Raw genomic sequence first — 25,271 nt, 5'->3', positions numbered from 1 at the left:
ATTTGGGAGGAAAAAATGTTTTTAGAGGATTGTAAAGTATTAGAAAATTATAAAGTTGGAGAAAACTACTACTTAATGAAAATAGAATCTGAGAAGGCTTCTCAATATTCAAAAGCTGGACAGTTTTTTATGTTAAAACTAAAAAATGAAATAAGAATTTTAAGAAGACCAATCAGTCTTCATTATGTAGATAAAGATAAAAATATTTTAGAGTTTTATTACGAAGTAAAAGGTGGTGGAACGAAGGAGTTTGCTACGCTTGAAGTTGGAGAAATTTTAAATATCCAAGGACCTTTAGGAACAGGATTTACAACAGAAGTAAAAAATAAAAAGTGTGTTGTTGTTGGTGGAGGAATGGGAATTGCGCCAACAAAGCTACTAATAGATGAGTTAAAAAAAGAAAATGAAGTTATATTTATAGCTGGTGGAAGAGGGAAAGAAGCTTTAAATATATTAGAAAATTTAAATTTAGATGGAATAAAAACATATATAACAACAGATGATGGTTCTTTAGGAGAAAAAGGAAATGTAATATCTGTTTTAAGTAGAGTTTTATCTGATGAAAAAATAGATATGGTTCAAACTTGTGGACCTCATAAAATGATGGAAGCAGTAGCAGAAACATCGTTAAAAGCAGATGTGTTTTGTGAAGTATCTTTAGAAGAAAGAATGGCATGTGGAGTTAAGGCATGTGTTGGATGTTCAATAAAAACATTAGATGGGATGAAAAAAGTTTGTCATGATGGACCGGTTTTTGATTCAAAAATAATAGTGGATGTAAATCCTAAAGAAAATACAGGGTGTAGCTGTGGAAACTAAGGGAGTGGAAAAGATGAATAGATTAAAAACAAATTTTTTAGGAAAAGAGTTTAAAAATCCAATGGTAACATCGTCAGGATGTTTTGGTTTTGGATTAGAGTATAAGGATTATTTTGATCCAAATGTTTTGGGAGGAATTGTAGTAAAAGGAATAACAATGGAACCTAGAGATGGTAACTATGGAACTAGAATAGCAGAGACTCCAGGAGGAATGCTAAACTGTGTTGGACTTGAAAATCCAGGGATTGATTACTTTGAAAATGTAATTGTAAAAAATATAAAGTCATCGGGAATTGAGTCTCCAATAATAGTTAACATAAATGGAAAAGTAATAGAGGAGTATGTTGAAATAGCTAAAAGAGTAGAAAATATTCCAGAAGTTGATATGATAGAATTAAATATATCATGTCCAAATGTAAAAGATGGAGGAATGGCATTTGGTGCTAAGCCAGAAGTAGCTGGAGCTGTAACAAAGGCTGTTAGAGAAGTAACAACAAAACCTTTGATTGTGAAGTTATCACCTAACGTAACGGATATAGTTCATATAGCAAAAGTTGTAGAAGAGAATGGTGCAGATGCAGTATCTTTAATAAATACTTTACTAGGAATGGCAATAGATATTAAAAAGAGAAAACCTGTATTAGGAAATACTTTTGGTGGGTTCTCAGGACCTGCAGTGAAACCAGTAGCTTTAAGAATGGTATATCAAGTATATAAAAATGTAAATATACCAATAGTTGGAATGGGAGGAATCTCTTCTACTGAGGATGCAATAGAATTTATGATGGCAGGAGCAACAATGGTTTCATTAGGAACAGGACTATTCTCAAATCCAATTTTACCAGTTGAGATAAAAGATGGATTAGAAAAATTTTGTGAAGAGAATGGATTAGAAAATATACAAGAGATTGTAGGAGCAGCACACAACTAATAGAGAAAAATAACGGAGGAAAAATGAATATTAAAGATAGATTAATAATAGCATTAGATTATTCAAATATGGAGGACGCTAAGAATATAGTTGAAATTTTAGGAGAAACAGTTTCTTTTTATAAAGTGGGATTAGAGTTATTTTTAAACTCAAAGGGAGAGATGGTAGAATATCTTACTCAAAAAGGTAAAAAAGTATTTTTAGATTTAAAATTCCATGATATTCCAAATACAACAACAATGGCATCATTATTTGCAGCTAAACAAGATGTATTCATGTTTAATGTGCATGCAAGTGGTGGAAGAGCTATGATGGAATCAGTTGCAAAAAGAGTAAAAGAGGTAAATCCAGAAATACTATCAATTGCTGTAACAATTTTAACAAGTTTTTCAGAAGAGGGGTTAAAAGAGACTTTTAAAAGTGAATTAACATTAAAAGAGTTAGCTTTAAATTTAGCTAAATTAACAAAAGAAGCTGGAATGGATGGAATTGTATGTTCGCCGTGGGAAGCAAAAGCTATTAAAGAACTATGTGGAGAAAACTTTAAAACAGTATGTCCTGGAGTAAGACCTAAATGGTCAGTTGCTAATGATCAAGAGAGAATAATGACTCCTAAAGATGCAATACTAAATGGATGTGATTATCTAGTTGTAGGAAGACCGGTAACTAAAAATGAAAATCCTGTAGAAGCAGCTAAAAAGGTATTAGCTGAAATAGAGGAGGGAGTAAAAGAGGGAAGTCTATGTTGCTAAAAAACTGTAGAGTTTTATATCACGGAGAAGAAGAGATAAAGGATATTTTAGTAGAAAAAGGAAAGATTGCTAAAATATATAGATGTTCAGAAGTAGAAGAGTTAGACATAGATGAGATTATAGATATGGATGGAAACTGGGTTTTACCTGGAGTAATAGATGTACATACTCATATGAGAGATCCGGGCTTATCTTATAAAGAAGATTTTGAAACAGGAAGTAAAGCATGTGCTAAGGGTGGAGTAACAACATTTATAGATATGCCAAATACAGTTCCAAATACAACAACAAAAGAGATTTTAGATGCTAAAGAGAGCAATTCTAAAAATAGAAGTTATGTAGATTATGGATTTCACTTTGGGGGAAGTAAATTAGATAATAGTGAAGAGATAAGAAAAGTAAGAGATAGAGTAGCTTCAACTAAAATATTTCTGAATATGTCAACAGGTGATATGTTAGTTGAAGAGGAAAAAGTTTTAGAAAATTTATTTAAAGAATCTAAAATAATATCAGTTCATGCAGAGGAAGAGATGGTAGATAAAGCTATAGATTTAGCTAGAAAATTTAGAAAACCACTATATTTGTGCCATCTTTCTAAAAAGAGTGAAGTTGAAAAGTTAAGAGTTGCAAAAAAAGAAGGATTAAAAATATATGGAGAAGTAGCACCACACCACTTATTTTTAGATTCAAGTATGGCAAACTCATTACTTATAATGAAGCCAGAGCTAAAAAGCAAAGAGGATAATGAAGCTCTTTGGTTAGGAATAGAGGATGGGACTATTGATACAATAGGAACTGATCATGCACCACATACTTTAGAGGAAAAAAATTCTAAGACAACATATGGAATACCAGGGGTGGAGAATTCCATAGAGATGATGTTGAAAGAATTAAATAAAAAAATAGACATGAAAACTTTACAGAAAGTTATGTCAGAAAATCCAGCTAAAATATTTGGGATTGCTGGAAAAGGAAAGATAGAAGTTGGGTATGATGCAGATTTAGTTGTAGTAGATTTAAATAATAAAGAGATTATAAAAAATGAAGATGTAATCTCAAAATGCGGATGGACACCTTATAGTGGGATAGTAGGAGGGGGAAAAGTACTATTAACTATGGTAAGAGGTCATATTGTTTATGATGGTAAAAATTTTATAGAAAAAATTGGAGAAGGAGTGAATTATAAAAATGTCTAAAGAAAAAAATATAGCAAAATCATTATTAGGAACAGAGGCAGTTAGATTAAGTGTAAAGGATCCATTTACTTTTGTATCAGGAATAAAAAGTCCAATCTATTGTGACAATAGAAAAATGATAGGATTCCCTAAAGAGAGACAAGTTGTAGTAGATGCTTTTATAGAAGTTTTAAAAGAAAAAGAGTTTGACATTGTAGCAGGAACAGCAACAGCAGGAATTCCATGGGCAGCATTTATAGCTCAAGAGATGAATGTACCAATGGCTTATATCAGAGGAGAAAAGAAGGCTCATGGTGCAGGAAGACAAATTGAAGGAGCTGAATTTGAAGGGAAAAAAGTAATAATAATAGAAGACTTAATATCAACAGGAGGGAGCTCGATAAAAGCTGTAGCAGCTGCAAGAGAAGCAGGAGCTATTGATGTTGAAGTATTAGCAATATTCTCATATGAGTTTGAAAAAGCATATAAGAACTTTGAGCAAGACCATATTCCTTGGACTACACTTTCAAACTTTGCTTCATTAATTAACGTTGCGACAGAAGAGAACTATATAGATTCAGAAGAAGCTGAAATAGCTTTAAAGTGGAATAAAACTCCTGATACTTGGGGGAAATAATAGATAAGAGATGTGAAGCAGATTAACTCTGCTTCTTTTTTTATAAAGGAATAGTTGACTTTATTTAAAAAATATCGTATCATATTTAGAAAATTAAAAAAAATTTTTAAAATAATATATAAATATAAAGCTAGGAGGAACAAAATGAAATTATCAAAAAGAGCATTAGAAATGAATTTTTCACCAATAAGAAAGTTGATTCCTCTGGCCGATGCAGCAGAAGCAAAAGGAATAAAAGTTTATAAATTAAATATAGGACAACCAAATGTAGTGACACCAGATTCATTTTTTGAAGGATTACATAACTATAAAGAGAAAATAGTTAAATACTCTCATTCACAAGGAATACCACAACTATTGGAAAGTTTTGCTAAAAGCTACCAAAAGATGGGAATTAATGTAAAAGAAGAGGATTTATTAATAACTCAAGGTGGTAGTGAGGCTATTATGTTTGTCTTAATGGCTATATGTAATGAGGGAGATAATATATTAATACCAGAGCCTTTTTATTCAAACTATACAAGTTTTTGCCAGTTTGCAGGGGCAGAGGTAGTACCTATTGAAACAACAATAGAAACTAGTTTTCATTTACCGTCAAAGGAAAAAATTGAATCTTTAATAACAGATAAAACAAGAGCCATAATGTTATCAAATCCAGTTAATCCAACAGGAACTGTTTATACAAAAGATGAAATAGAGATGATAGCACAAATAGCTAAAGAAAAAGATATATATATAATAGCAGATGAGGTATATAGACAATTTGTTTATGATGATATTCCTTATACATCTTTTATGCAATTAGATGATGTAAAAGATAGAGTAATATTAGTAGATAGTATATCTAAACACTACAGTGCATGTGGAGCAAGAATAGGTCTGATAGCTAGCAAAAATAAAGAGCTAATGAGCTGTATAATGAAGTTTAGTCAAGCTAGGCTATGTGTTTCAACAATTGAACAACATGCAGCATCAAATTTAATAAATACAATGGATAACTATTTAGAAGATGTAAGAATAAAATATCAGAATAGAAGAGATTTGTTATTTTCATATTTAAATAGAATACCAGGAGTAGTTTGTTATAAACCTCATGGAGCATTTTATGCTTTTGCAAAATTACCAATAGATAATGCAGAAAAATTTGCAAAATGGTTATTGACAGATTACTCATATGAAAATCAAACGCTTTTATTAGCTCCAGGTCCTGGATTTTATCAAAGTGAAGGAAAAGGAGAAAATGAAGTGAGATTTTCTTTCTGTACAAGTGTTGATGATATAGAGAATTCGATGATAATTTTAAGAAGAGCATTAGAAGAATACAATAGAATAGAGAGATAAGAAAAAGGAGTTGATTAAATCAACTCCTCTTTTTTTAAGATATTAGTAACTACTTTTTTAGCATCATTAACAGCAGCAACGACAGTCTTAGGACCAGTAACTACATCACCACAAGAAAATACATTTTCTAAAGTTGTTTCAAAATTGTCATTAACAATTATAGTTCCCCATTTTTCAAGACTAATTCTATCTTCAGAAGAGACAATATTTTTTTTAGGCCCTTGACTAACAGCAACGATAATTGAGCTGTAAGGTATTGCAATATCAGTATCTTCTAAAGTAACAAGTTTTTTTCTTCCATTTTCATCAGTATGCGATTCAGTTCTTAGAAAAATCATAGTATCATCTAGAATCTCTTTTGGAGCATAGTAAAATTTGAAATTTACACCATCTTCTTTTGCTTCAGCTATTTCAACTTTAGTAGCAGGCATATCTTCTTCAGCACGTCTATACATTACTGTTACAGAACTACCCAATCTTTTAGCAACTCTAGCTGCATCCATAGCAACATTACCTCCACCAATAACTAAAACGTTAGGTCCAAGGTTATATGACTCAGGGGAAACAAGGTAGTTAATAGCATAGTGAACATTTCCCTTAGTTTCTCCTTTTATATCCATAGGTTTAGGATTCCAAACACCAGTTGTAATGATAACATACTTAAAGTCATCATTTTTTAAATTTTGAATAGTATGAGTAGGACCAACTAAAGTATTATATTTAATTTTAACACCTAGATTTAAAAGATATTTTTCAAAAGTATTCATTAACTCTCTAGATAGTCTAAATTCAGGAATACCAAATCTTAAGACACCACCCAACTTAGAAAAAGCTTCAAATATAGTAACATTAAAGCCTTCTTTAGCTAAGAGAATAGCAGAAGTAATACCAGCAGGTCCTCCGCCAATAATAGCTATATCTATTTTTTTATTTTCTTTTTTATTTAAAGGTAATTTAGAAAGATATTCAGTAGAAATTTCTTTTTCAATAAGTGGAAACTCAACAGGAGTTTCTTTAATTCCCTTTATACAATGACCTTTACATTGTTCTTCATGAGGACATACAATAGAACAAAATATAGATAAAGGATTATTTGTAAATAAAATTTCTCCAGCTTCATCTATTTTATTTTCTTTAAATAAATTTATAATATTAGGTATGTCTGTGGATATGGGACAATGTATTTTACAAAGTGGTTTTTTGCAATTTAAGCAACGGTTAGCTTCTTGTAATAAATCTATTTTCAAAATAATCACCTCTTTAAAAAATGGCTGAGAAAAACTTCTCAGCCTCTTAAAATATTATAATGCTTTTTCGAGAATTTCTCTACTTATTTCTAAAGATAAATCTCCAGTTTCTGATAAAGAAGTTCGATGGTTTTTTTCTAAAGCTAAAATCAAATCATCTATTTTATCTTTTGTTATACCATAATCTGAAAGATGAGTTTTAACTCCAAGTTCTTCAAAGAATGAACGAGTTTTCTCAATAGCTTGTTTAATTTTTAAATCATTATTAACCTCTTCAATATTCCAAACACGTTCAGCATATTGAATTAATTTCTCTCTTTTTTTCTCTTTTCTAACTTCCCATATAGCTGGTTGAAGTATAGCAAGAGTTTTTCCATGGTCAACACCAAACATAGCAGTAATTTCATGACCAATCATATGTGTCGTCCAGTCTTGAGGAACTCCAGCACCAATCAATCCGTTTAATGCCATAGTAGCACACCAAACAAGGTTAGCACGAGCATCATAGTTAGTTGGTTCTTCAATTGTTGTTTTACCAATTTCAATAAGTGTTTTCAAAATTCCTTCAGCGGTTCTATCTTGAAATCTAGCATCTACAGGATAAGTAACATACTGCTCAACAGTATGAATAAAAGTATCAATAATACCGTTAGCAACTTGATTTTTAGGTAAAGTAAATGTTAACGTAGGGTCAAGTATAGAAAATTTTGGAAAAGTATGCATACTAAAAACAGGAACTTTTAATCCTTTATGACTGATAACAGCTCCATTATTCATTTCAGATCCAGTAGCTGGTAAAGTGACAACAGTTCCTAAAGGAATTGCTGAATCAACTGGAGCTAAATCAAAATCTGGAGTTAGCAGATTTAGGCAATCACCATCATATTTAGAAGCAAGAGCTATAAATTTAGTTCCATCCATAACAGATCCCCCACCAACAGCAAGAAGAAAGTCTATATTTTCTTTTTTAGCAATATCGACAGCTTTCATTAAAGTTTCATATTGAGGATTTGGTTCAATTCCACCAAATTCAAAGATTTTTCTTCCAGGAAGATTTTTAATAACATTTTCTAATGTTCCAAATTTCTTAACAGATCCCCCACCGTAAGTTATTAGCACTTTGGCATTTAAAGGAACTAAAGTATTTAATTGATCTAAAGTATCTTTTCCAAAAACTATATGAGTTGGGTTATAAAAATTAAAATTTAACATGAAATCAACCTCCTATTATTAATTAGTGAGATTATAAACCTTAGAGTTAACTCTAAGTCAAGAGATTTATTTACAAGAAATAGAATTATTCTCATACCAAGCAATTTTTAAATCAAGTTTCTTTAAATTATTATTTAACTCTTCAATTTGTTCTAATATTTTTTTTCTATGTTCTAAAAGAATAGCTAGTCTTTCCTCTTTTGTATGATCTCCTTTTAAACTTAAATCGACAATTGACTTAATGTCTTCAATAGTCATTCCAGTATTTTTAAGACACTTAATTATTTCAATCCAAAATATATCATCTTGAGAAAAGGAACGAATTCCATTTTTATTTCGAGCGATATATGGCATTAAACCACATTTGTCATAATATCTAATTGTATGAGACGAAAGACCGACCATTTCAGAAACAGTTTTAATTGAATACATAAAAATATTCTCCTTATATATGTAAAATTTTCTTAATTATATCGGATCTAAATATAAGACCAACATATTTATTATTTTCAAGAACATAAATTCTTGTAACACCTTTATTCATAAATATATATGATATCTCCATAAGGGAAGCATCTTTATCAATTGTAATTATTCCTTCTGTTCTATACAGATCTTTTATAGTTGTTATTTTTTCATTTACTAAATAATTTTCGAAAGGTTCACCTACGGTAAGAAAACTTAAATCATTTAAAATAGTAGTATGTTTAGGCATACCAAAAGAAATAAGTTCTCGCTCTGTAATTTCTCCCAAAAAGTTATTATGATTATCAACTACTGGGATTCCAGAAACTCTGTCCATAATAATTCTTTTTGCAATATCTTCTAGAGTGTTATTTTCTTTAGCAGGGAGTATAGATGTGGTAAATAAGTCTTCAGCGGTAATATTATGATCTATTTCAATTTTCATTTTATTTAAAATTTCAATTGTTTTTTCAGGAGATTTGTATTTTAAAATCTCTTTGAAAACATCTTTATTTTTAAGGCAAAGTCTAGAAATTCCAGACATAATTTTAAGGATGTTCTTATTTTTTAAAACATCAGCAACAATAAGAACAATGAAATCAACAGGTTCTTCTTCACCCATTACATTTTTCATAGTTACATGTTTTTCAGGAAAAGCGATGGAAACAATGATGTCATCAAAGTATTCAAGTCTAGCATGAGGAATTGCAACACCATTTCCAATATACGTAGAAGCTTCACTTTCTCTTTTTAAAATAGCCTTTTTCATAATCTCTTGTTCTACTTTAACTTGCTTATTTGTTTTAGCAAGTTCTTTAAGTAAATTTGTAATAAGTTCCTCAAAGGTTTCTCCTTTTAGGTTAGATATAATCTTATCTTCTGAAAGATAACTGGACAACTTCATAATTTGTCCCCTCCTTAACATTATTTAGTATATGTGAACACAAAATAATTATATAACGTTTTTGAATAAATTAAAATAAAAATTGAAAAAAAACAGCTAAGAAAATATCTTAGCTGTTAAAAATTACATAGTAATTTGATACTTTTTAATTTTTTCATTTAAATTTTCAAGGTCAACTGCAGGAATAGTAACGTCTTTTCCATTTAATAAAATAGTTATTTCTGTAGTTCCTTTAACTTTTGAGTATCTAGAAAATAGATTTAAAGAAAAATCAATCTCATCTTGTGTCAGATTACCAAATCCAACCATATGAGGTCCAGGAACCTCTTTTCCTCTAATAAATAAAGAGCCGTAATCTTTAAATTCATTTATTTTTAAATTATCTTCTTGTTCTCTTCCAACTATTAAATATTTTCCTTTTTCGAATCTAAAAAATCTTCCAATTTTTAAAAGGTGGAATAGATTAGAGTTTTCATCTTCTAATAGTCCATCTTCTTCTAAGATTCTAAGTCTTTTTGAATAAGCTGGATCAGTAAGAAGACATCCTCCACCAGGAGTTGGATAATCTACAATACCGAATTTATCCATTAGTTCCATTTGAGTTTTTCTACTTCTTCCTTGGATATCTAAAAGCTTACTTCTATCAATCCATCCTAATTTTTCAGGTTCACTTTCTGGCAAAAGCTTTGCTGATAAAGGTCTCACAATAAGATTCTCAAGACCAGGAGAAAGAGCTTTAACTTTTTCTAGAGCTTGATAATTTTGTGACATAGGTCTTTGTCCTAGAACTTCACCAGAGATAATGAATGAAGCTCCATATTTTTTCATAAGATCACCAGCTGTTTTAAACATTAAAGCATGACAATCGATACAAGGGTTCATATTCTTTCCACGTCCATGAACAGGATCTTTTAAAATTTCAGTGTGAACACTACTAAAATTAACATACTCTAATTGAACTCCAAGTTGTTTAGCCATATTTTCAGCTTTTTCATTTTTTCCACCAAAGAAATGTGATACAAAGTTAAGAGCTATAACTTCAATTCCTTGATCTTTTATAATTTTAATTGCCAGAGCACTGTCAAGTCCTCCAGAAAAAAGCGCTAATGCTTTCATTATTAACCTCCATAAATTAATTATTCGTGGTCAATATCTAAAAAAGTATTTTGTTTTAAATCATTTTTTCCATCATATAGGAAGTTGATATTTTTAGGAACAGAAGTAAATACATTTCTACTAATAGGAATCCATTTAGCTTCTTTTATGTTGATTGCACCACTTAAAAAATCAAGAATTCTTTGTGCATCTTTTCCATTTACATTTTCTAGATTTAGTGTAACCACTTTATCATTTTTTATATAATCTGCAATTTTTCTACATTCTGCAAAACTTTTTGGATTGACAAAAATTGTTTGACAATCTTCTTGAATAGTATTGTTGATTGGTGTTTTAATTTCTGCTTTAGGAATAGTGTTATTAAAAGAAGGAATAACATCTTCCTTAGTACTATTATTTAATCCAAATTTAGGAGCAGGAGCAGCTAATTCACTTTCCTCTTGATACTCCTCATAATTTTCTTCATCAGGATCAAAAGTAAGTCCAACACTATCAGTAAAATCTTTAAAAGCATTTTTGAATTTAGTAATTTTCATTGATACCTCCATATTTTATTCGAATATTTTACTACCTACTCTTATAAGAGTTGCTCCCTCTTCAAGAGCTAATTTATAATCATTACTCATTCCCATAGAAAGTTCAGTTAAAGAATCATTGAAATAAAGAATATTTAACTCATCTTTTAACTCTCTTAATTTTTTAAATCCATTTCTAATAAAATCTTCATTATCGGTATACGGCGCCATTGTCATAAGACCTTTAATTTTGATATTTTCAAGGGATAAAAGAGCAGGAATATCATTTAAAAAATCTTGATAATCATAACCCTCTTTGCTATCTTCTTGAAAGAGGTTTATCTCTATTAAAACCTCAATAACTCTATTATGTTCTTTAGCTCTTTTATTAATCTCTTCAGCCAAAGAAAGTTTATTAATAGAGTGAATCATATCAATGAAACGAGCAATATATTTAACTTTATTTTTCTGAAGATTTCCAATAAAGTGCCATTTGTGATTAATAGAATAACTTGAAAGCTCCTCATATTTTTTAGTCAAAACTTGAACTTTATTCTCTCCTAAAATATAGGCACCACCTTTAAGTACCTCTTTTATAGTCTCAATATCAACATATTTAGTGACAGCAACAAGATTTACTTTTTCAGGATATGGAGAGAGTTTTTTTATATCCAATAAGATATCATTAATATTTTCTGAAATTCCCACAATTTCCTCCTAAATAATTAAATAAATTTACTAAAAACATCATTAGCCATGAGAATACCTTTTTTAGATAAAATATATCTAAAATTATTTTTTATTAGAAATCCCTCGTCAACTAAATTATTACAAAGATCTATATATTTTCCTTTAGGAATAATTCCATCAGGAATAATTCGTAAACCAAGAATATATTCATAAATCTCTTTTTCATCAGAATCTACAAATTCTTCTTCTAAAACAGGCTTAATGTTATCAGATATTTTAGCATAATATTCAGGAATTTTTAAGACATTTTTATATCTAACATCTTGATAATACCCAGATGCCCCAATTCCGATTCCAAGATATTCTTCATTTTTCCAGTATTTTGTATTGTGTATAGCTCTTTTTTCTGGAAGGCAGAAATTTGAAATTTCATAATGAATATATCCATTTTTTTGAGCTTCATCGATAATTAGTTCATACATAGATGCTTCTAAGTCATTATCAGTTTCTTTATAAATTCCAGCTTCAAGTTTACTAAAGAAATCAGTACCCTCTTCCCAAATTAAAGAATATATAGAGAAGTGCTCAGGTCTTAATGAGAATAGATGATTTAAGTCAGATTTCAGATCCTTTAGAGTCTGGTTTGGTAGGGAAAACATTAAGTCTAAACTGATATTATCAAATCCAGCTTTTCTAGCAAAATAAAAAGCTTCCTCTCCTTCTGAAGAAGAATGGAGTCTACCTAAAGTTTTAAGTAACTCATTATTAAAGCTTTGTATTCCAATGCTAACTCTGTTTATACCAGCTTTTTTAAAAAGTTTAAATTTCTCAAGTGTAACTGTTTTTGGGTTAACTTCAAGAGTAATTTCAGCATTATTTTTAATATTTAAATTATTTAAAATTCTGCTAACTTGCTCAGGAGTTAATAAAGAGGGAGTACCTCCCCCAAAATAAACAGTTTCAAGTGGAAATTTAGGATACAGATTAATTTCGTTAATAAGTGCAGTAACGTATTTTTCTCTTTCTTCCTCAGTAGATTTAAAAGATAAAAAATCACAATAATTACATTTATTAAGACAAAAAGGAATATGTATATACATTCCGCTTAACATAAGCACCTCCAAGATTTAATCAATAAAAGCTTGGAAATCCTCCATAGTTTTCATTAATTTTTCGTTTGCTTCTATCTCTGTTTTTCCAACGACACAGAAGTAATATTTTATTTTTGGTTCTGTTCCAGAAGGTCTAGCTGTAATATATGTATTATCCTCTAATACAAATTGAATAACATCTGATTTTGGTAACCCTTCATATCCAAGACTAAAATCTCTTTTTGATACGATTGCTTTACCTAGTAAAGAGTTAGAAACATTAGCTCTAAGATTTGACATTATTTTACTAATAGCTTCAACACCATCTTTTCCTTTTTTTGTAACGGCAATTATTCCTTCTCTATAGTAACCAAATTTTTCATATAATTTTTTTAATTCTTTTGGAATTGATGATCCAATGCTATTATAATAGGCTGCCATCTCAGCTATTAATAAAGTAGATACAACTGCATCTTTATCTCTAGCATGTGTTCCTACAAGATAACCATAAGACTCTTCAAATCCCATTAAGAATGTAGCATCATATTTTCCTTCTTCGAACTCTCTGATTTTTTCTCCAATGAATTTAAATCCAGTTAAAGTTCTAAAAATCTTTACTCCTTTTTCTTTAGCAACAATATCTAGCATAGGTGTTGAAACTACAGTAGATACAACTGCTGAATTTTTAGGTATATTTTTTTTGTTTTCTAAAATATAATTCATTAAAAGAAGACCAATCTGGTTTCCATTTGGATAGATCCATTCTCCTTTTTCATCCTTTACTGCTACACCAATTCTATCTGCATCAGGGTCATTTGCCATACATAGTGTGGCTCCAACTTTCTCTGCTAACTCTATGCTTAATTTAAAAACTGCTGGATCCTCTGGATTAGCATATGAACAAGTTGGAAAATTTCCATCAGGTTGTTCTTGCTCAGTTACTATATAGATCGATTTAAATCCAGTTTCATCAAAAACTCTTTTAACTGGTCTTCCACCAGTTCCATGTAATGGTGAATAAACAATTTTAAAATTTTCTTTCCCTGGAATCTCGTTATGAATAATTTGCTTTTTAACAGCCTCAATAAACTTAGTATCCATATCTTCAGAAATATATTCTAAAAGTCCTTCTTGAATAGCAGTTTCTTTAGTTAAAAGTTTAATTTCATCAAATGAATTGATAGCATTAACACTGTTTACAACTCCACTAGCTTGAGGTTCAATTATTTGACAACCGTCATTCCAGTAAACTTTATATCCATTATACTCTTGTGGATTGTGAGAAGCTGTTACAACTATACCAGCAATACACTTTAATTCTCTTACAGCAAATGAAAGCTCAGGAGTTGATCTAAGAGATTTAAAAAGATATGCTTTAATTCCATTTCCAGCTAAAACCAAAGCAGCATTTAGCGCATACTCTTCAGAACCAATTCTACAATCATAAGCTATAGCAACGCCCATTTTCTTCCCTATTTCACCAGTAGACTCTAAAATATAGTTAGCAAGTCCTTGAGTTGCTTTTCTAATAGTATATTTGTTAATTCTATTGATACCAACTCCTCTAACTCCTCTCATTCCACCAGTTCCAAAAGAAAGGTTTGTATAAAATCTATCTTCTATTTCTGCCTCATTTTCTTTAATACTCTCTAAATCTTCTCTATCTTTTAAGTCAATATAATCTGATGTTAACCAATTGTTGTAATTTTCTAATGTAAATTTATCCATTTTACAAATCCTCCCCTTAAATAATATCCCCCATATTAGAATTTGAGTTTTCACTAATAGGTTCTTTTTTATTTGCAATAATAACCTCTGTTGTTAAAATTAAAGCTGCGATAGATGTTGCATTTTGTAAAGCTGAACGAGTAACCTTTGTGGGGTCTATTATTCCATTTTCAATCATATGAACATATTCTTCAGTAGCAGCATTTAATCCAAAACCATCAGGTAAATTTTTAATTTTTTCTATGATAACTCCACCATCTAATCCAGCATTGATAGCTATTTGTTTTAATGGAGAACTAAGAGATTTCTTTAAAATATTAGCTCCAATTCCTTCTTCGCCCTCAAGAGTAAAATCATTCATTTCGTTGGCAATTTCATTTAATGCTACACCACCGCCAGGAACAACACCCTCTTCAATAGCAGCTCTTGTCGCATTTAAAGCATCTTCTATTCTTAGTTTTTTTTCTTTCATCTCGACTTCAGTAGCAGCTCCAACTTTAATAATAGCTACACCACCAGAAAGTTTAGCTAATCTTTCTTGTAATTTCTCTTTATCATAATCAGAATCAGTGGTAGAAATTTGGTTTTTTATTTGAGTAATTCTACTATTTAAAATATCTTGATTACTAAAGCCATCTATAATAACAGTAGAATCTTTTGTAACTTTAATTTTTTTAGCTTTTCCTAATTGAGAGAGATCAGCATCCTCTATTTTCATACCTTTTTCATCAGAAATAACCTGTCCACCTGTTAAAACAGCGATATCTTCTAACATGGCTTTTCTTCTATCTCCAAATGCAGGAGCTTTAACTCCAATAACATTTAAAGTGCCTCTTATTTTATTTAGAACAAGAGTTGCTAAAGCTTCTCCATCTAAATCTTCTGCGATAATTAAAAGAGGTTTTGACGTTTGAACAGTTTTTTCTAAAAGAGGAAGAAGTTCTTTCATAGTTGAAATCTTTTTATCAGTAATTAAGATATATGGATTCTCAAGAATAGCTTCCATTCTTTCCGAATTCGTTACCATGTATGGTGACAGATATCCTTTTTCAAACTCCATTCCTTCAACTACTTCTAAAGTTGTATCCAATGAACGTGCTTCTTCAACACTAATAACTCCACTTTCTCCAACTTTTTCCATAGCTTTAGCTATTAAGTCACCAATCTCTGGATCTCCAGCAGATATTGATGCAACTTGAGAGATTTCACTGTTAGATTGTACTTTTTTTGATTTTTTTAAAAGTAATTCAACTGCTATCTTAGTTGCTTTTTCAATACCTTTTTTTAGAAAGATTGGATTAGCACCAGCAGAAACCATCTTAAGTCCCTCTTTAACAATAGCCTGTGCTAAAATTGTAGCTGTAGTTGTTCCATCTCCAGCAACATCATTAGATTTAATAGCAACTTCTTTAATAAGTTGAGCCCCCATATTCTCAAAAGGATCATCTAGCTCAATCTCTTTGGCAATAGAAACTCCATCATTTGTTATTAAAGGAGCGCCATAAGCCTTTTCTAAAACAACATTTCGTCCCCTAGGACCTAAAGTTATTTTAACTGCATCAGCTAAAATATTAACACCATTTTCTAATTTTTTTCTTGCATCAGCATTAAATTTAATAATTTTAGCCATAGAAAAAACCTCCGTTAAAATTTAATCTCCTCTTTTAAGTATTTTATAAGATCATCTTTAGTCTCTTCATTTCTAAGACCAAACTCTATATTAGCCTTTAGAAGTCCAATTTTATTTCCTATATCATATCTTTTACCTTGGAAATTATAGGCAACTACTTTTTGATCATCATTTAACATTTTTAAAATAGCGTCAGTAAGTTGAATTTCTCCACCTTTACCAGGTTCAGTAGTTTCTAAATATTTAAAAATATCTCCAGATAAAAGATATCTTCCAAGGCATGCTAGATTAGAAGGCGCTTCTTCTAAAGTTGGTTTTTCTATAAAATCAATCATTTCTACAGTTTTTTCATCTAGAATAGCAGCAGGTTTAACAATACCATATTTAGATACATCTTTATTTTCAACTTCTTGTACACCAATAACACTACTTCCATATTTTTCATAAACATCAATAAGTTGTTTAGCAACAGGAGCATCGGGATTATAAACAATATCATCACCTAAAGCAATAACAAAAGGATCATCTCCAATAAATGATTTTGTTTTTAAGATAGCGTGACCTAATCCTAGTGGATGATTTTGTCTAACATAATAGATATTTGCCATACTAGAAATGTCATCAATCTTTTTTAAAAGTTCAAACTTTCCATCTCTTTCAAGGGTATTTTCTAACTCATATGAAAAGTCGAAGTGATCCTCAATAGAATTTTTATTTCTTCCAGTAACAATAACAATATCAGTTATTCCAGATTCTACAAGTTCCTCTACAATATACTGTAAAGAAGGCTTGTCAACAATGACAAGCATCTCCTTTGGTTGAGCTTTTGTTGCTGGTAAAACTCTAGTCCCTAATCCTGCTGCAGGTATAACAGCTTTTGTAACTTTTTTCATGAATAATTCCCCCTAAAACTATTTTATCTTAGATCCTATTTTAACGCTTGAATCTACTTCAACAAGTTTTAATCTTTTCTTTTCAGTAGAGCTTAATAACATTCCCTGAGAAAGAACTCCTCTTAAAGTAACAGGAGGTAAATTTAAAATTGCTAAAACTTTTTTACCAACTAGTTCAGAAGGTGTTGGATAATATTTTGCAATTCCAGAAACAATTTGTCTTATTTCATTAGCTGTTTTTACTTTAAATTTAAGAAGTTTGTCAGCTCCCTCAATATTACTAGCTTCTAATATTTCAACAACTTGAATATCTATTTTATCAAAATCAGCTATTTCTATTGGATTTTCAATTTTCAAATCTTCATTTATAGCAAGAGGATCTTTTTTAGCTTCTTTCTTTTCAACTTCAAGTCTTGGGAATATAGGTTCAGCAGTACCTAAGATATGTCCTTCATTTAATATATTCCATCCGTCAACAGATTCAAGACTAGCTTCTAAAATATTATTAGAGAAACCTAATTGGTTCCAAATCTTTTGAGATGCTGTTGGCATATATGGAGCTGTTAAAACAGCAACTTTATAAAGAGATTGAACTAAGAAGTTCATAACTGTTGCTAATCTTTCATTTTTAGTTTCATCCTTTATAAGTAACCAAGGAGCAGTTTCATCAACATATTTATTCATTCTAGAGATGAATTTCCAGATAGCCTCTAAAGCTCTAGAGAATTCTACTCTATTCATATGATAATCAACTGCAATAACAGTTTCGTTCCAAAGAGTTTTTACACTGTCGTCGATCTCTTCGAATACCTCTCCTTTTACGATTGTTCCATTAAAATATTTTCCATACATTCCTAGAGTTCTATTTAAAAGATTTCCTAGATCATTAGCTAAATCAGAGTTAATTCTTGTAACAATTGAAGGTGTTGAATAATCTCCATCATTACCAAAATTAACCTCTCTCATTAAACAGTATCTAAAAGCATCTACACCGTATTTAGCAATTTCATCTAATGGTGCCACAACATTTCCTTTAGATTTAGACATTTTTTCACCTTCAGAAGTCCACCAACCATGAGCTACAATTTTATTTGGAAGTTTAATTCCTGCTGATAAAAGCATACAAGGCCAAATAATAGCATGGAATCTAAGAATATCTTTTCCTAAAAGGTGAACAACCTCTCCATTATTCCAGAATTTGTCAAATAATTCAGGATTATTCTCATATCCAACAGCTGTTAAATAGTTTGTTAAAGCATCAAACCATACATAAGTTATATGTCCAGGAGCAAACTCAATTGGAATTCCCCATTCAAATGTATTTCTAGAAATAGATAGATCTTGAAGTCCTTGTTTTATAAATGAAACAACCTCATTTTTTCTAGAGTGAGGAAGAATAAAGTCAGGATGACTTTCAATATGCTCAAGTAAAGCATCTTGATATTTAGACATCTTAAAGAAATAAGATTCCTCTTTAACCATTGTTAGTTCTTTACCACAATCAGGACAGTGGTTTCCATTTACAATTTGATTCTCAGGAACAAATGTTTCACAAGAAACACAATATTTTCCTTCATATTCACCTTTATAAATATCACCTTTATCATAAACTGTTTTTATAATTTTTTTAACAGCCTCTTTATGTCTTGGTTCTGTAGTTCTTATGAAATCTGTATAATTGATATCTAATGCTTTCCACATATCAATAAATCTAGGAGCCATAGAATCTGTCCAAGCCTGAGGAGTTAAATCTCTCATTTTAGCAGCTTCCTCAACCTTTTGTCCATGTTCATCAGTACCTGTTAAAAAGAATACATCAAAACCTTTTGATTTTTTGTATCTAGCTAAAACATCAGCTGCAATAGTTGTATATGCACTTCCAACATGTGGATCTCCATTAACATAATATATCGGTGTTGTTACATAAAAATTTTTACTCATCTATTAATCTCCTTTCAAAACGTTATTTTTTTTCATTTAATATTTTTTCAGCTTCTTTATCTATTTGGAATAGGGCTTCTTTCGCTAAATCTAAATAATCATCTAAATTAGCATCACCAGGAATTAAAATGGGGTCTCCAATTAAACAAACCATTTTAGAAAAAGGTTTAGGCATTTGAAATTTGTCCCAAGCTTTTTCAAAAGTCCATTTATTACTAAATGCTACACCAACTGGAACTAAAGCTTTTCCAGATTTTTGGGCAAGATATAACATGCCAGGTTTAACTTCATAAATAGGACCTTTTGGTCCATCTAACGGAGTTCCGGCACTATGACCATCTTTAACTAATTTAATTAATTTCAAAACTGATTTAATTGAATCCTTTCCAGAAGAACCTCTAACCATAGTAAAACCCATTTTTTCTAAAGGAATAGATATTAACTCTCCGTCTTTAGAAGGGCTAGCTAAGACAGCTTTTTTTTGAGATAGATTGATTAGTCCTAGAGAGGCTCCAACAAGTTTATTGTGCCAAAAACCACATACATAATTTTCTCCCTCAACAAGTTTAGGACTTTTTATAATCTCTATTTTCATTGTTTTAGAAATAATTTTTAGTAGGTAGTAAAGTATTAAACCATATCTTTTATATTTATTATTTTCCATTAAAAAACCACCTATAATCAAAGTATTTTCAAATAATTATAACATAAATTTAAAGTAAAAAAAAGCACCAATACTTATTGTATCGGTGCCTAAAATTCAAACTAGAATAGACCTGGGATATTGATTCCACCAGTAACAGCAGACATCTCTTTCTCAGCTAATTCATCAGCTTGTCTCATAGCCTCAGTAACAGCAGAAAGAACAAGATCTTCTAACATCTCTTTATCTTCAACAGCATCTTTAATAGTCTCTTCAGATATTTTTATAGAAACGATATCTTTTTGCCCATTAGCTTTTACTACAACAGCTCCACCACCAACAGAAGCCTCAACTTCTTTTTCTTTTAATGATTCTTGAACAGAAAGCATTTGTTGTTGCATAGCTTGAGCTTGTCTTAAAATATCAGATTGAGAGTTTCCTCCAGTTTTTTGTCCTTTTAATTTTCTAACCAATTTAATCCCTCCTAGAAATTATTGTGTAATCGGTATGATTATATCATAAGAAGGAGTAGATTTTCAACTAGAGATTTAAAAGCTTAAATATAAAAGTGGTTTAAAGAACATCTCCTCATTTTCAATAAGAGTTTTAATATTTTTTGTATTAGTCAATAATTTTAAAGAAAATAGAGTTTGTATAGGTAATAATGTTGCTTCAAACATAGATTTTAAATCTTCTTCATAAGGAACTTCAATAACAGAATAATTATCATTTATATTTAAATCTTTTGCTAAAGTTTTAATTGTTTTATTTATTCCACCAATTGAATCAATAAGGCCATTATTAATGGCTTCTTCTCCTAACCAAATTTTCCCTTGAGCAATATTTTCAACCTCATTAAGAGGTAAATTTCGACCATAAGCAACTTTATTTAAAAATTCATGATAAACTTTGAGATTCGAACTGTATATTTTTTCTTTTCTTTCAGGAGTCATAGGAGAAGTTAAAGAATATAAATCAGCAAACTTTCCAAGAGATATATCATTTACATTAACTCCAACCTTAGAAGTTAATTCTTTAAAGTTAGGGATAAGGCTTACAACACCAATAGAACCAGTTATGCTATTTTTATCAGCAAATATTTTTTTTGCAGCAGTAGATATATAATATCCTCCAGATGCAGCAACACTACCAATAGAAACATAAACAGGTTTTTTTACATTTTTAATTGAGTTACAAATAATATCAGAAGCTAAAGCAGAACCACCAGGAGAATTAACTCGAATAACGATTCCCTTAATACTATCATCTTCCGAAGCTTTGTTTAAAGCAGAAATAAATTTATCTGGAGTTATAACACTGGAAGTTGGATTTTTTGATGCAGTATAACTAATTTCTCCGTCAGCATAAACAATTGCAATTTTTTGGTTAGATATATTTTCTTTAAAAGAAGGAATATAGTTTTCAATTTCAGTAATATTCTCAATTTCTTTCTCTTTTTTAAAATCTTCTAAATATTTTAGAGATGAAATCAATTTATTTTCCTTTAAAGTACTAGAAGACTCTCCCATTAAATCTCCAGAAAGAACTAAAGAGTTAAGAGAATTTTGATCTAAAGATAGATTTTTAGCAAGATCTTCAATAAAAAAAGAGTAACTTTTATCTAAAATTCTTTTTAAATCTGAGCGATTTTCTTCTGACATCTGATCTCTAGTATAGTTTTCTCCAAAAGTTTTAAAATCACCAACATGGACAACAGTAACATCTATTCCTAGTTTTTCAGTTAAATTTTTAAAGTATGGGATATCTTTATTATATCCTGTAATATTTACAGCAGTAGAAGCAGCGGGAGGCATAATAACTTCATTGGAGTAACTACTCAAAAGTAAAGAATTATTATCAAGCATAGCACCATAAGAAAAAATTGGTTTATTAGAGGTTTTAAATTCATTTAAAACCTCTCCTAATTCACTAATTTGAGTTCTAGTTAAGGTATTATCATCTAAAAATATAAAAAGGCCTTCGACATTATTATCATTTTTAGAAATAGAAATACTATTTAAAAGCTGATAAAAATTTATATTTTTAGAGTTAAAATTAAGTGGATTTTGTACTAAAGTTTCGGTAAATTCTTTAGATAAATCAATTTTTAAATATGATTTTTTAGTTATAGGAGTTTTTTTAGTTTTATCAAAATAATTAAAAATTAAAACTATTAGAATTATTAAGAAAGCAAATTTTATTATCATAGAAGAAATTTCTCTAATAATAAATTTAAAAAAACTTAGTATCCAATTTAATAAAAACATATTAGATATCTCCTTTCTCTTTCTTTAGTTCCTCTTCTAAAAGATCTAATAATCTATTAAATTCTATAGCAACAGCATCAAAGGCATCTTTTTTACTTAAGTCAACTCCAGCTTTTTTTAGTTGATTCATTGGATGATCATTTCCACCAGATTTTAAAAGAGTTAAGTAAGCTTTTTTAGCTTGTTCTCTTTCATCTAAAGAATATTCAGGATTTGTAATTCTATTATATAAGTTTGCAGAAGAAGCGAAACTAGTTGCGTATTGATAAACATAATAAGGAGAATTATAAAAATGAGGAATTCTAGCCCAAATAATCTTTTGTAACTCATCCATAGTTAAATCATTACCAAAGTATTCTGTAAATAGATTAGACATAATATTATTTAAAACATCAGATGTTATAGCACCACCATTTTCAACAATTTGATGAGCTTGATATTCATAATCAGCAAATAAAGTTTGAATATAATATGTTCCAACGATTCCACCAATAGCTTGTTCGATAAGAGCTATTTTTTCTTTAGAATCATTTGTATTCTTTAGCATGTTATCTAAAAGTAATCTTTCGTTAAAAGTTGAAGCAACTTCGGCTACAAAGATAGTATAACTACTAATAGAATAAGGTTGATTTTTAGTTGATAACATTGAATGCATTGTATGACCTAATTCATGAGCTAATGTAAATACAGAATCCATGGTTCCATTATAATTAAGTAGCATATATGGATGAACATCATAGATATTTAAAGAATAGGCACCACTTCTTTTATTAGGAGTTTCATAAACATCTAACCATCCTTCGCTTAATGCAGTATTTAAATCTCTATAATAGTCTGTTCCTAAAGGTTTTACAGATTCTAAAACAGTATCTTTAGCTTCTTCATAAGTGAATTCTTTATTATAATCAACAATATTTATAGAGTTATCATAGTAATGATAGCTTTTTAAATCTAGAGCTTTTTTTCTTAAAGCAATATATCTTTTTAAAGGTGCTGTATTTTCTCGAGTAGATTCAATTAAAGATGTATAAACATCTAATGGAATATTATTAGGATTTAAGGCCTTTTCTAAACTTGATTTATAATTTCTAGATTGAGCTGTTGAAAAATCTCTTTGTAATATACTTTTATAAATTGAAGCATAAGTATTTTTATTGACATTAAATGAATTATAAAGCGCCTCAAAAGCTTTTTTACGATCTTCTTGATTTCGATCAGTTGAAATAATTTTAGAATAAACACCGTTAGTTACAAAAGTTTTACTACCATCAGTTAATTCAATTTCATTCCATTTAATATCTGAAGTAGAAAGTTCACTGTATATATCAGAAGGAACTCCTAAATATTGACCAAAATAAGATAACAATTTTTCTTTATCAGCAGATAAAACATGTTCTTGTAGTCGATAGATTTCCATTAAAGGAAATCTATTAGCTTCTAAAACTGGATTATCGTTAATCCAACTAATCATTGTTTCTTTTGGAATAGTAAGGATTTCTGGAGTAATCCAAGATGAAGCTATTGAATAATTAGCATAAATACCTTCAACTTCTTGAAGCTTTACAGAAGCGGTTTCATTAGTTGAATCTAAATCTCTTTGCAAGTATGGGTATAAGTAAACTTTATCTAAAAGTCTTGATATTTTCTCCTCAAGATTTACAAACTCAATAAAGATATTAGAATTTTGAGATATTTTTCCCTGATATTTCGGAATTTCAGACATATACCCTTTAAGAGTTGTTAAATCATTTTCCCAAGCAGTCCAGTTAGGATAAACATCATTTAAATTCCATTTATATTGTTGCGTAATTTCATCTCTATTTTTTAACATAGAAAAATCCTCCTTTTTAATCTCTTGTGTGTATTTTTTTTCATAAAAATATTTACCAATAAAAGCTAAGTTTGCAATAAGTACAAGAACTATAAATTTCTTCATCTAAACCCCCTATATTCCTTTATTATATTTTATATATTACAACAAAAAATAAAAAATAGGAAGAAAAGGTTCAAAGTTCTTCCTATTTTAAAATTAAATTTTATTTATCAAGTTGATCTTTAGGTAATATCTTATTTAACGTAACACCTATTAAAGCTGCAATAGCAAGTCCAGAAAGAGAAACAGTTTTCCAGATTATAATATTATCAATAGCAATACCTAAAACAAATATAAGAGATGCAATTAAAAGATTTCTCGAGTGAGAAAAATCTATTTCAGCATCAATAACAGTTCTAACCCCGACAGAAGCAATCATACCGAAAAGAATTATAGAAACGCCTCCCATAACTGGGGTAGGAATTGTTTGTAAGATTACTCCAAATTTGCCAATAAAACTTAAAACAATTGCATAACAAGCTGCTATTCTAAGAATCGCAGGATCATAAACTTTAGTAACTGCTAATACTCCAGTATTTTCTCCATAAGTTGTGTTAGCAGGTCCTCCTAAAAGTCCTGCAGCAACAGTAGCAACTCCGTCACCTAATAATGTTCTTGAAATACCAGGGTTTTTAAAGAAGTCTTTACCAACAACAGCCCCATTTGTTGTAATATCTCCAATATGTTCAATAAAAACAACTAGTGCTATAGGAGCTATTGCCAAGATAGCTGTAATAGAAAATTTAGGTAAAGTTAACAAGTTATTTAGAGCATCTTTTGAAAATCCAATCCAATTAGCAGCGGCAATAGGTGTAAAGTCAACTAATCCTAAAAAGATTGAAACTAAATATCCTAAGATAACAGAAATTAAAATGGGAACTAGCCTAAAAAACGATTTTTCTAAAATAGAGATAGTTATCATGGAAATTACTACTATAAGTGCTACTATAAGACTTTTTAAATCAAAATGTCCGTTTGAATATCCTGCCATAGAAAGCGCAACAGGACTAAGCCTAAGTCCAATAACCATTATAATTGGACCAACAACAACAGGAGGAAAGAAAGATTTTATCTTTTCCACACCAAAAACTCTAATCATCCAAGACATGAAGATATAAACAAAACCAGCAGAGATAACCCCACCTTTAATAGCTGCAATTCCCTCCTCTTTTAAAACAAGAGCTAGAGCTCCAATAAAAGCAAACGATGAACCTAAAAAAACAGGAACGATACCTTTTGTACAAAGATGAAAAAGAAGTGTTCCTATTCCTGCAGAAAGTAAAGCGATAGATGGATTTAAACCAGTTAAAAATGGAACTAAAACAGTAGCTCCAAACATAGCTAGTACGTGTTGGATTCCAAGTAAAAGTTTACTTTTTGTAGATAAATTAGTCATTATAA

General features: G+C 29.8%; 23 protein-coding genes. 6 read left to right on the top strand and 17 right to left on the bottom strand.

Annotation, left to right across the window (positions count from 1 at the left end):
* Positions 1-15: 15 nt before the first annotated feature.
* The 6 genes from NON08_RS02865 to NON08_RS02840 all read left to right on the top strand — a co-directional run bounded on the left by NON08_RS02865 (position 16) and on the right by NON08_RS02840 (position 5,655).
* Positions 16-819, top strand: a complete 804-nt coding sequence (locus NON08_RS02865) for a dihydroorotate dehydrogenase electron transfer subunit (RefSeq protein ID WP_256690007.1) — start codon at positions 16-18, stop codon at positions 817-819.
* A gap of 13 nt (positions 820-832) precedes the next feature.
* Positions 833-1,750, top strand: coding sequence for a dihydroorotate dehydrogenase (locus NON08_RS02860; protein WP_040406266.1), 918 nt, complete (start codon positions 833-835; stop codon positions 1,748-1,750).
* Positions 1,751-1,773: 23 nt separating this feature from the next.
* Positions 1,774-2,502, top strand: coding sequence for an orotidine-5'-phosphate decarboxylase (pyrF, locus tag NON08_RS02855; protein ID WP_240218810.1), 729 nt, complete (start codon positions 1,774-1,776; stop codon positions 2,500-2,502).
* Complete coding sequence (locus NON08_RS02850) at positions 2,493-3,698, top strand: dihydroorotase (RefSeq protein WP_256690006.1); 1,206 nt, start codon at positions 2,493-2,495, stop codon at positions 3,696-3,698. The genes pyrF and NON08_RS02850 overlap by 10 nt, the downstream gene beginning before the upstream one ends.
* Positions 3,691-4,314 (top strand): orotate phosphoribosyltransferase, encoded by a 624-nt coding sequence (gene pyrE, locus NON08_RS02845; RefSeq protein ID WP_256690005.1) that lies wholly within the window; start codon positions 3,691-3,693, stop codon positions 4,312-4,314. The genes NON08_RS02850 and pyrE overlap by 8 nt, the downstream gene beginning before the upstream one ends.
* Before the next feature lie 144 nt (positions 4,315-4,458).
* Complete coding sequence (locus NON08_RS02840) at positions 4,459-5,655, top strand: pyridoxal phosphate-dependent aminotransferase (RefSeq protein WP_023052013.1); 1,197 nt, start codon at positions 4,459-4,461, stop codon at positions 5,653-5,655.
* 14 nt (positions 5,656-5,669) lie between these two features.
* Here the strand turns inward: NON08_RS02840 and NON08_RS02835 are convergent, their stop codons facing one another.
* The 17 genes from NON08_RS02835 to NON08_RS02755 all read right to left on the bottom strand — a co-directional run bounded on the left by NON08_RS02835 (position 5,670) and on the right by NON08_RS02755 (position 25,266).
* Entirely contained in the window at positions 5,670-6,902 is a 1,233-nt protein-coding gene (locus NON08_RS02835; protein ID WP_256690004.1) for an NAD(P)-dependent oxidoreductase, read from the bottom strand.
* A gap of 54 nt (positions 6,903-6,956) precedes the next feature.
* A complete protein-coding gene (locus tag NON08_RS02830) occupies positions 6,957-8,114 on the bottom strand; it encodes an iron-containing alcohol dehydrogenase (RefSeq protein ID WP_256690003.1) in 1,158 nt (385 codons plus the stop codon).
* A gap of 66 nt (positions 8,115-8,180) precedes the next feature.
* On the bottom strand, positions 8,181-8,546 hold the full coding sequence (locus tag NON08_RS02825; protein WP_185891155.1) for a MerR family transcriptional regulator: 366 nt from the start codon (positions 8,544-8,546) through the stop codon (positions 8,181-8,183).
* 13 nt (positions 8,547-8,559) lie between these two features.
* On the bottom strand, positions 8,560-9,483 hold the full coding sequence (locus tag NON08_RS02820) for a PTS sugar transporter subunit IIA (protein WP_256690002.1): 924 nt from the start codon (positions 9,481-9,483) through the stop codon (positions 8,560-8,562).
* 123 nt (positions 9,484-9,606) lie between these two features.
* Positions 9,607-10,599, bottom strand: a complete 993-nt coding sequence (locus NON08_RS02815; RefSeq protein ID WP_023052008.1) for a 7-cyano-7-deazaguanine synthase — start codon at positions 10,597-10,599, stop codon at positions 9,607-9,609.
* Between the two features lie 20 nt (positions 10,600-10,619).
* Positions 10,620-11,135, bottom strand: coding sequence for a cell division protein SepF (locus tag NON08_RS02810; RefSeq protein WP_256690001.1), 516 nt, complete (start codon positions 11,133-11,135; stop codon positions 10,620-10,622).
* Positions 11,136-11,150: 15 nt separating this feature from the next.
* Positions 11,151-11,822 (bottom strand): YggS family pyridoxal phosphate-dependent enzyme, encoded by a 672-nt coding sequence (locus NON08_RS02805; RefSeq protein ID WP_256690000.1) that lies wholly within the window; start codon positions 11,820-11,822, stop codon positions 11,151-11,153.
* 17 nt (positions 11,823-11,839) lie between these two features.
* Positions 11,840-12,922 (bottom strand): radical SAM family heme chaperone HemW, encoded by a 1,083-nt coding sequence (gene hemW / locus NON08_RS02800; RefSeq protein ID WP_413774013.1) that lies wholly within the window; start codon positions 12,920-12,922, stop codon positions 11,840-11,842.
* 9 nt (positions 12,923-12,931) lie between these two features.
* Positions 12,932-14,623, bottom strand: a complete 1,692-nt coding sequence (locus NON08_RS02795; protein ID WP_256689998.1) for a phospho-sugar mutase — start codon at positions 14,621-14,623, stop codon at positions 12,932-12,934.
* Between the two features lie 16 nt (positions 14,624-14,639).
* A complete protein-coding gene (gene groL, locus NON08_RS02790; protein WP_256689997.1) occupies positions 14,640-16,253 on the bottom strand; it encodes a chaperonin GroEL in 1,614 nt (537 codons plus the stop codon).
* Between the two features lie 14 nt (positions 16,254-16,267).
* Entirely contained in the window at positions 16,268-17,146 is an 879-nt protein-coding gene (gene galU / locus NON08_RS02785; RefSeq protein WP_256689996.1) for a UTP--glucose-1-phosphate uridylyltransferase GalU, read from the bottom strand.
* 18 nt (positions 17,147-17,164) lie between these two features.
* On the bottom strand, positions 17,165-19,087 hold the full coding sequence (metG, locus tag NON08_RS02780; protein WP_256689995.1) for a methionine--tRNA ligase: 1,923 nt from the start codon (positions 19,085-19,087) through the stop codon (positions 17,165-17,167).
* A 22-nt stretch (positions 19,088-19,109) separates the two neighbouring features.
* The gene (locus NON08_RS02775; protein WP_256689994.1) at positions 19,110-19,751 is read right to left on the bottom strand and encodes a lysophospholipid acyltransferase family protein; all 642 of its coding nucleotides are present in this window, start codon (positions 19,749-19,751) and stop codon (positions 19,110-19,112) included.
* Between the two features lie 101 nt (positions 19,752-19,852).
* A complete protein-coding gene (locus tag NON08_RS02770) occupies positions 19,853-20,203 on the bottom strand; it encodes a YbaB/EbfC family nucleoid-associated protein (RefSeq protein ID WP_256689993.1) in 351 nt (116 codons plus the stop codon).
* A 75-nt stretch (positions 20,204-20,278) separates the two neighbouring features.
* Positions 20,279-21,997 carry a signal peptide peptidase SppA gene (gene sppA / locus NON08_RS02765; protein WP_256689992.1) on the bottom strand — a complete coding sequence of 573 codons (1,719 nt, stop codon included), beginning with the start codon at positions 21,995-21,997 and terminating at the stop codon, positions 20,279-20,281.
* 1 nt (position 21,998) lies between these two features.
* The gene (gene pepF, locus NON08_RS02760) at positions 21,999-23,828 is read right to left on the bottom strand and encodes an oligoendopeptidase F (protein WP_256691215.1); all 1,830 of its coding nucleotides are present in this window, start codon (positions 23,826-23,828) and stop codon (positions 21,999-22,001) included.
* A 205-nt stretch (positions 23,829-24,033) separates the two neighbouring features.
* The gene (locus NON08_RS02755; RefSeq protein ID WP_256689991.1) at positions 24,034-25,266 is read right to left on the bottom strand and encodes a uracil-xanthine permease family protein; all 1,233 of its coding nucleotides are present in this window, start codon (positions 25,264-25,266) and stop codon (positions 24,034-24,036) included.
* Between the last annotated feature and the right edge of the window lie 5 nt (positions 25,267-25,271).

It is taken from the genome of Cetobacterium sp. NK01 (assembly GCF_024506395.1).
GTDB classification, from domain to species: domain Bacteria; phylum Fusobacteriota; class Fusobacteriia; order Fusobacteriales; family Fusobacteriaceae; genus Cetobacterium_A; species Cetobacterium_A somerae_A.
Note: the sequence above shows the minus strand (reverse complement) of the source record. Positions and strands in the feature narration are given on the sequence as shown.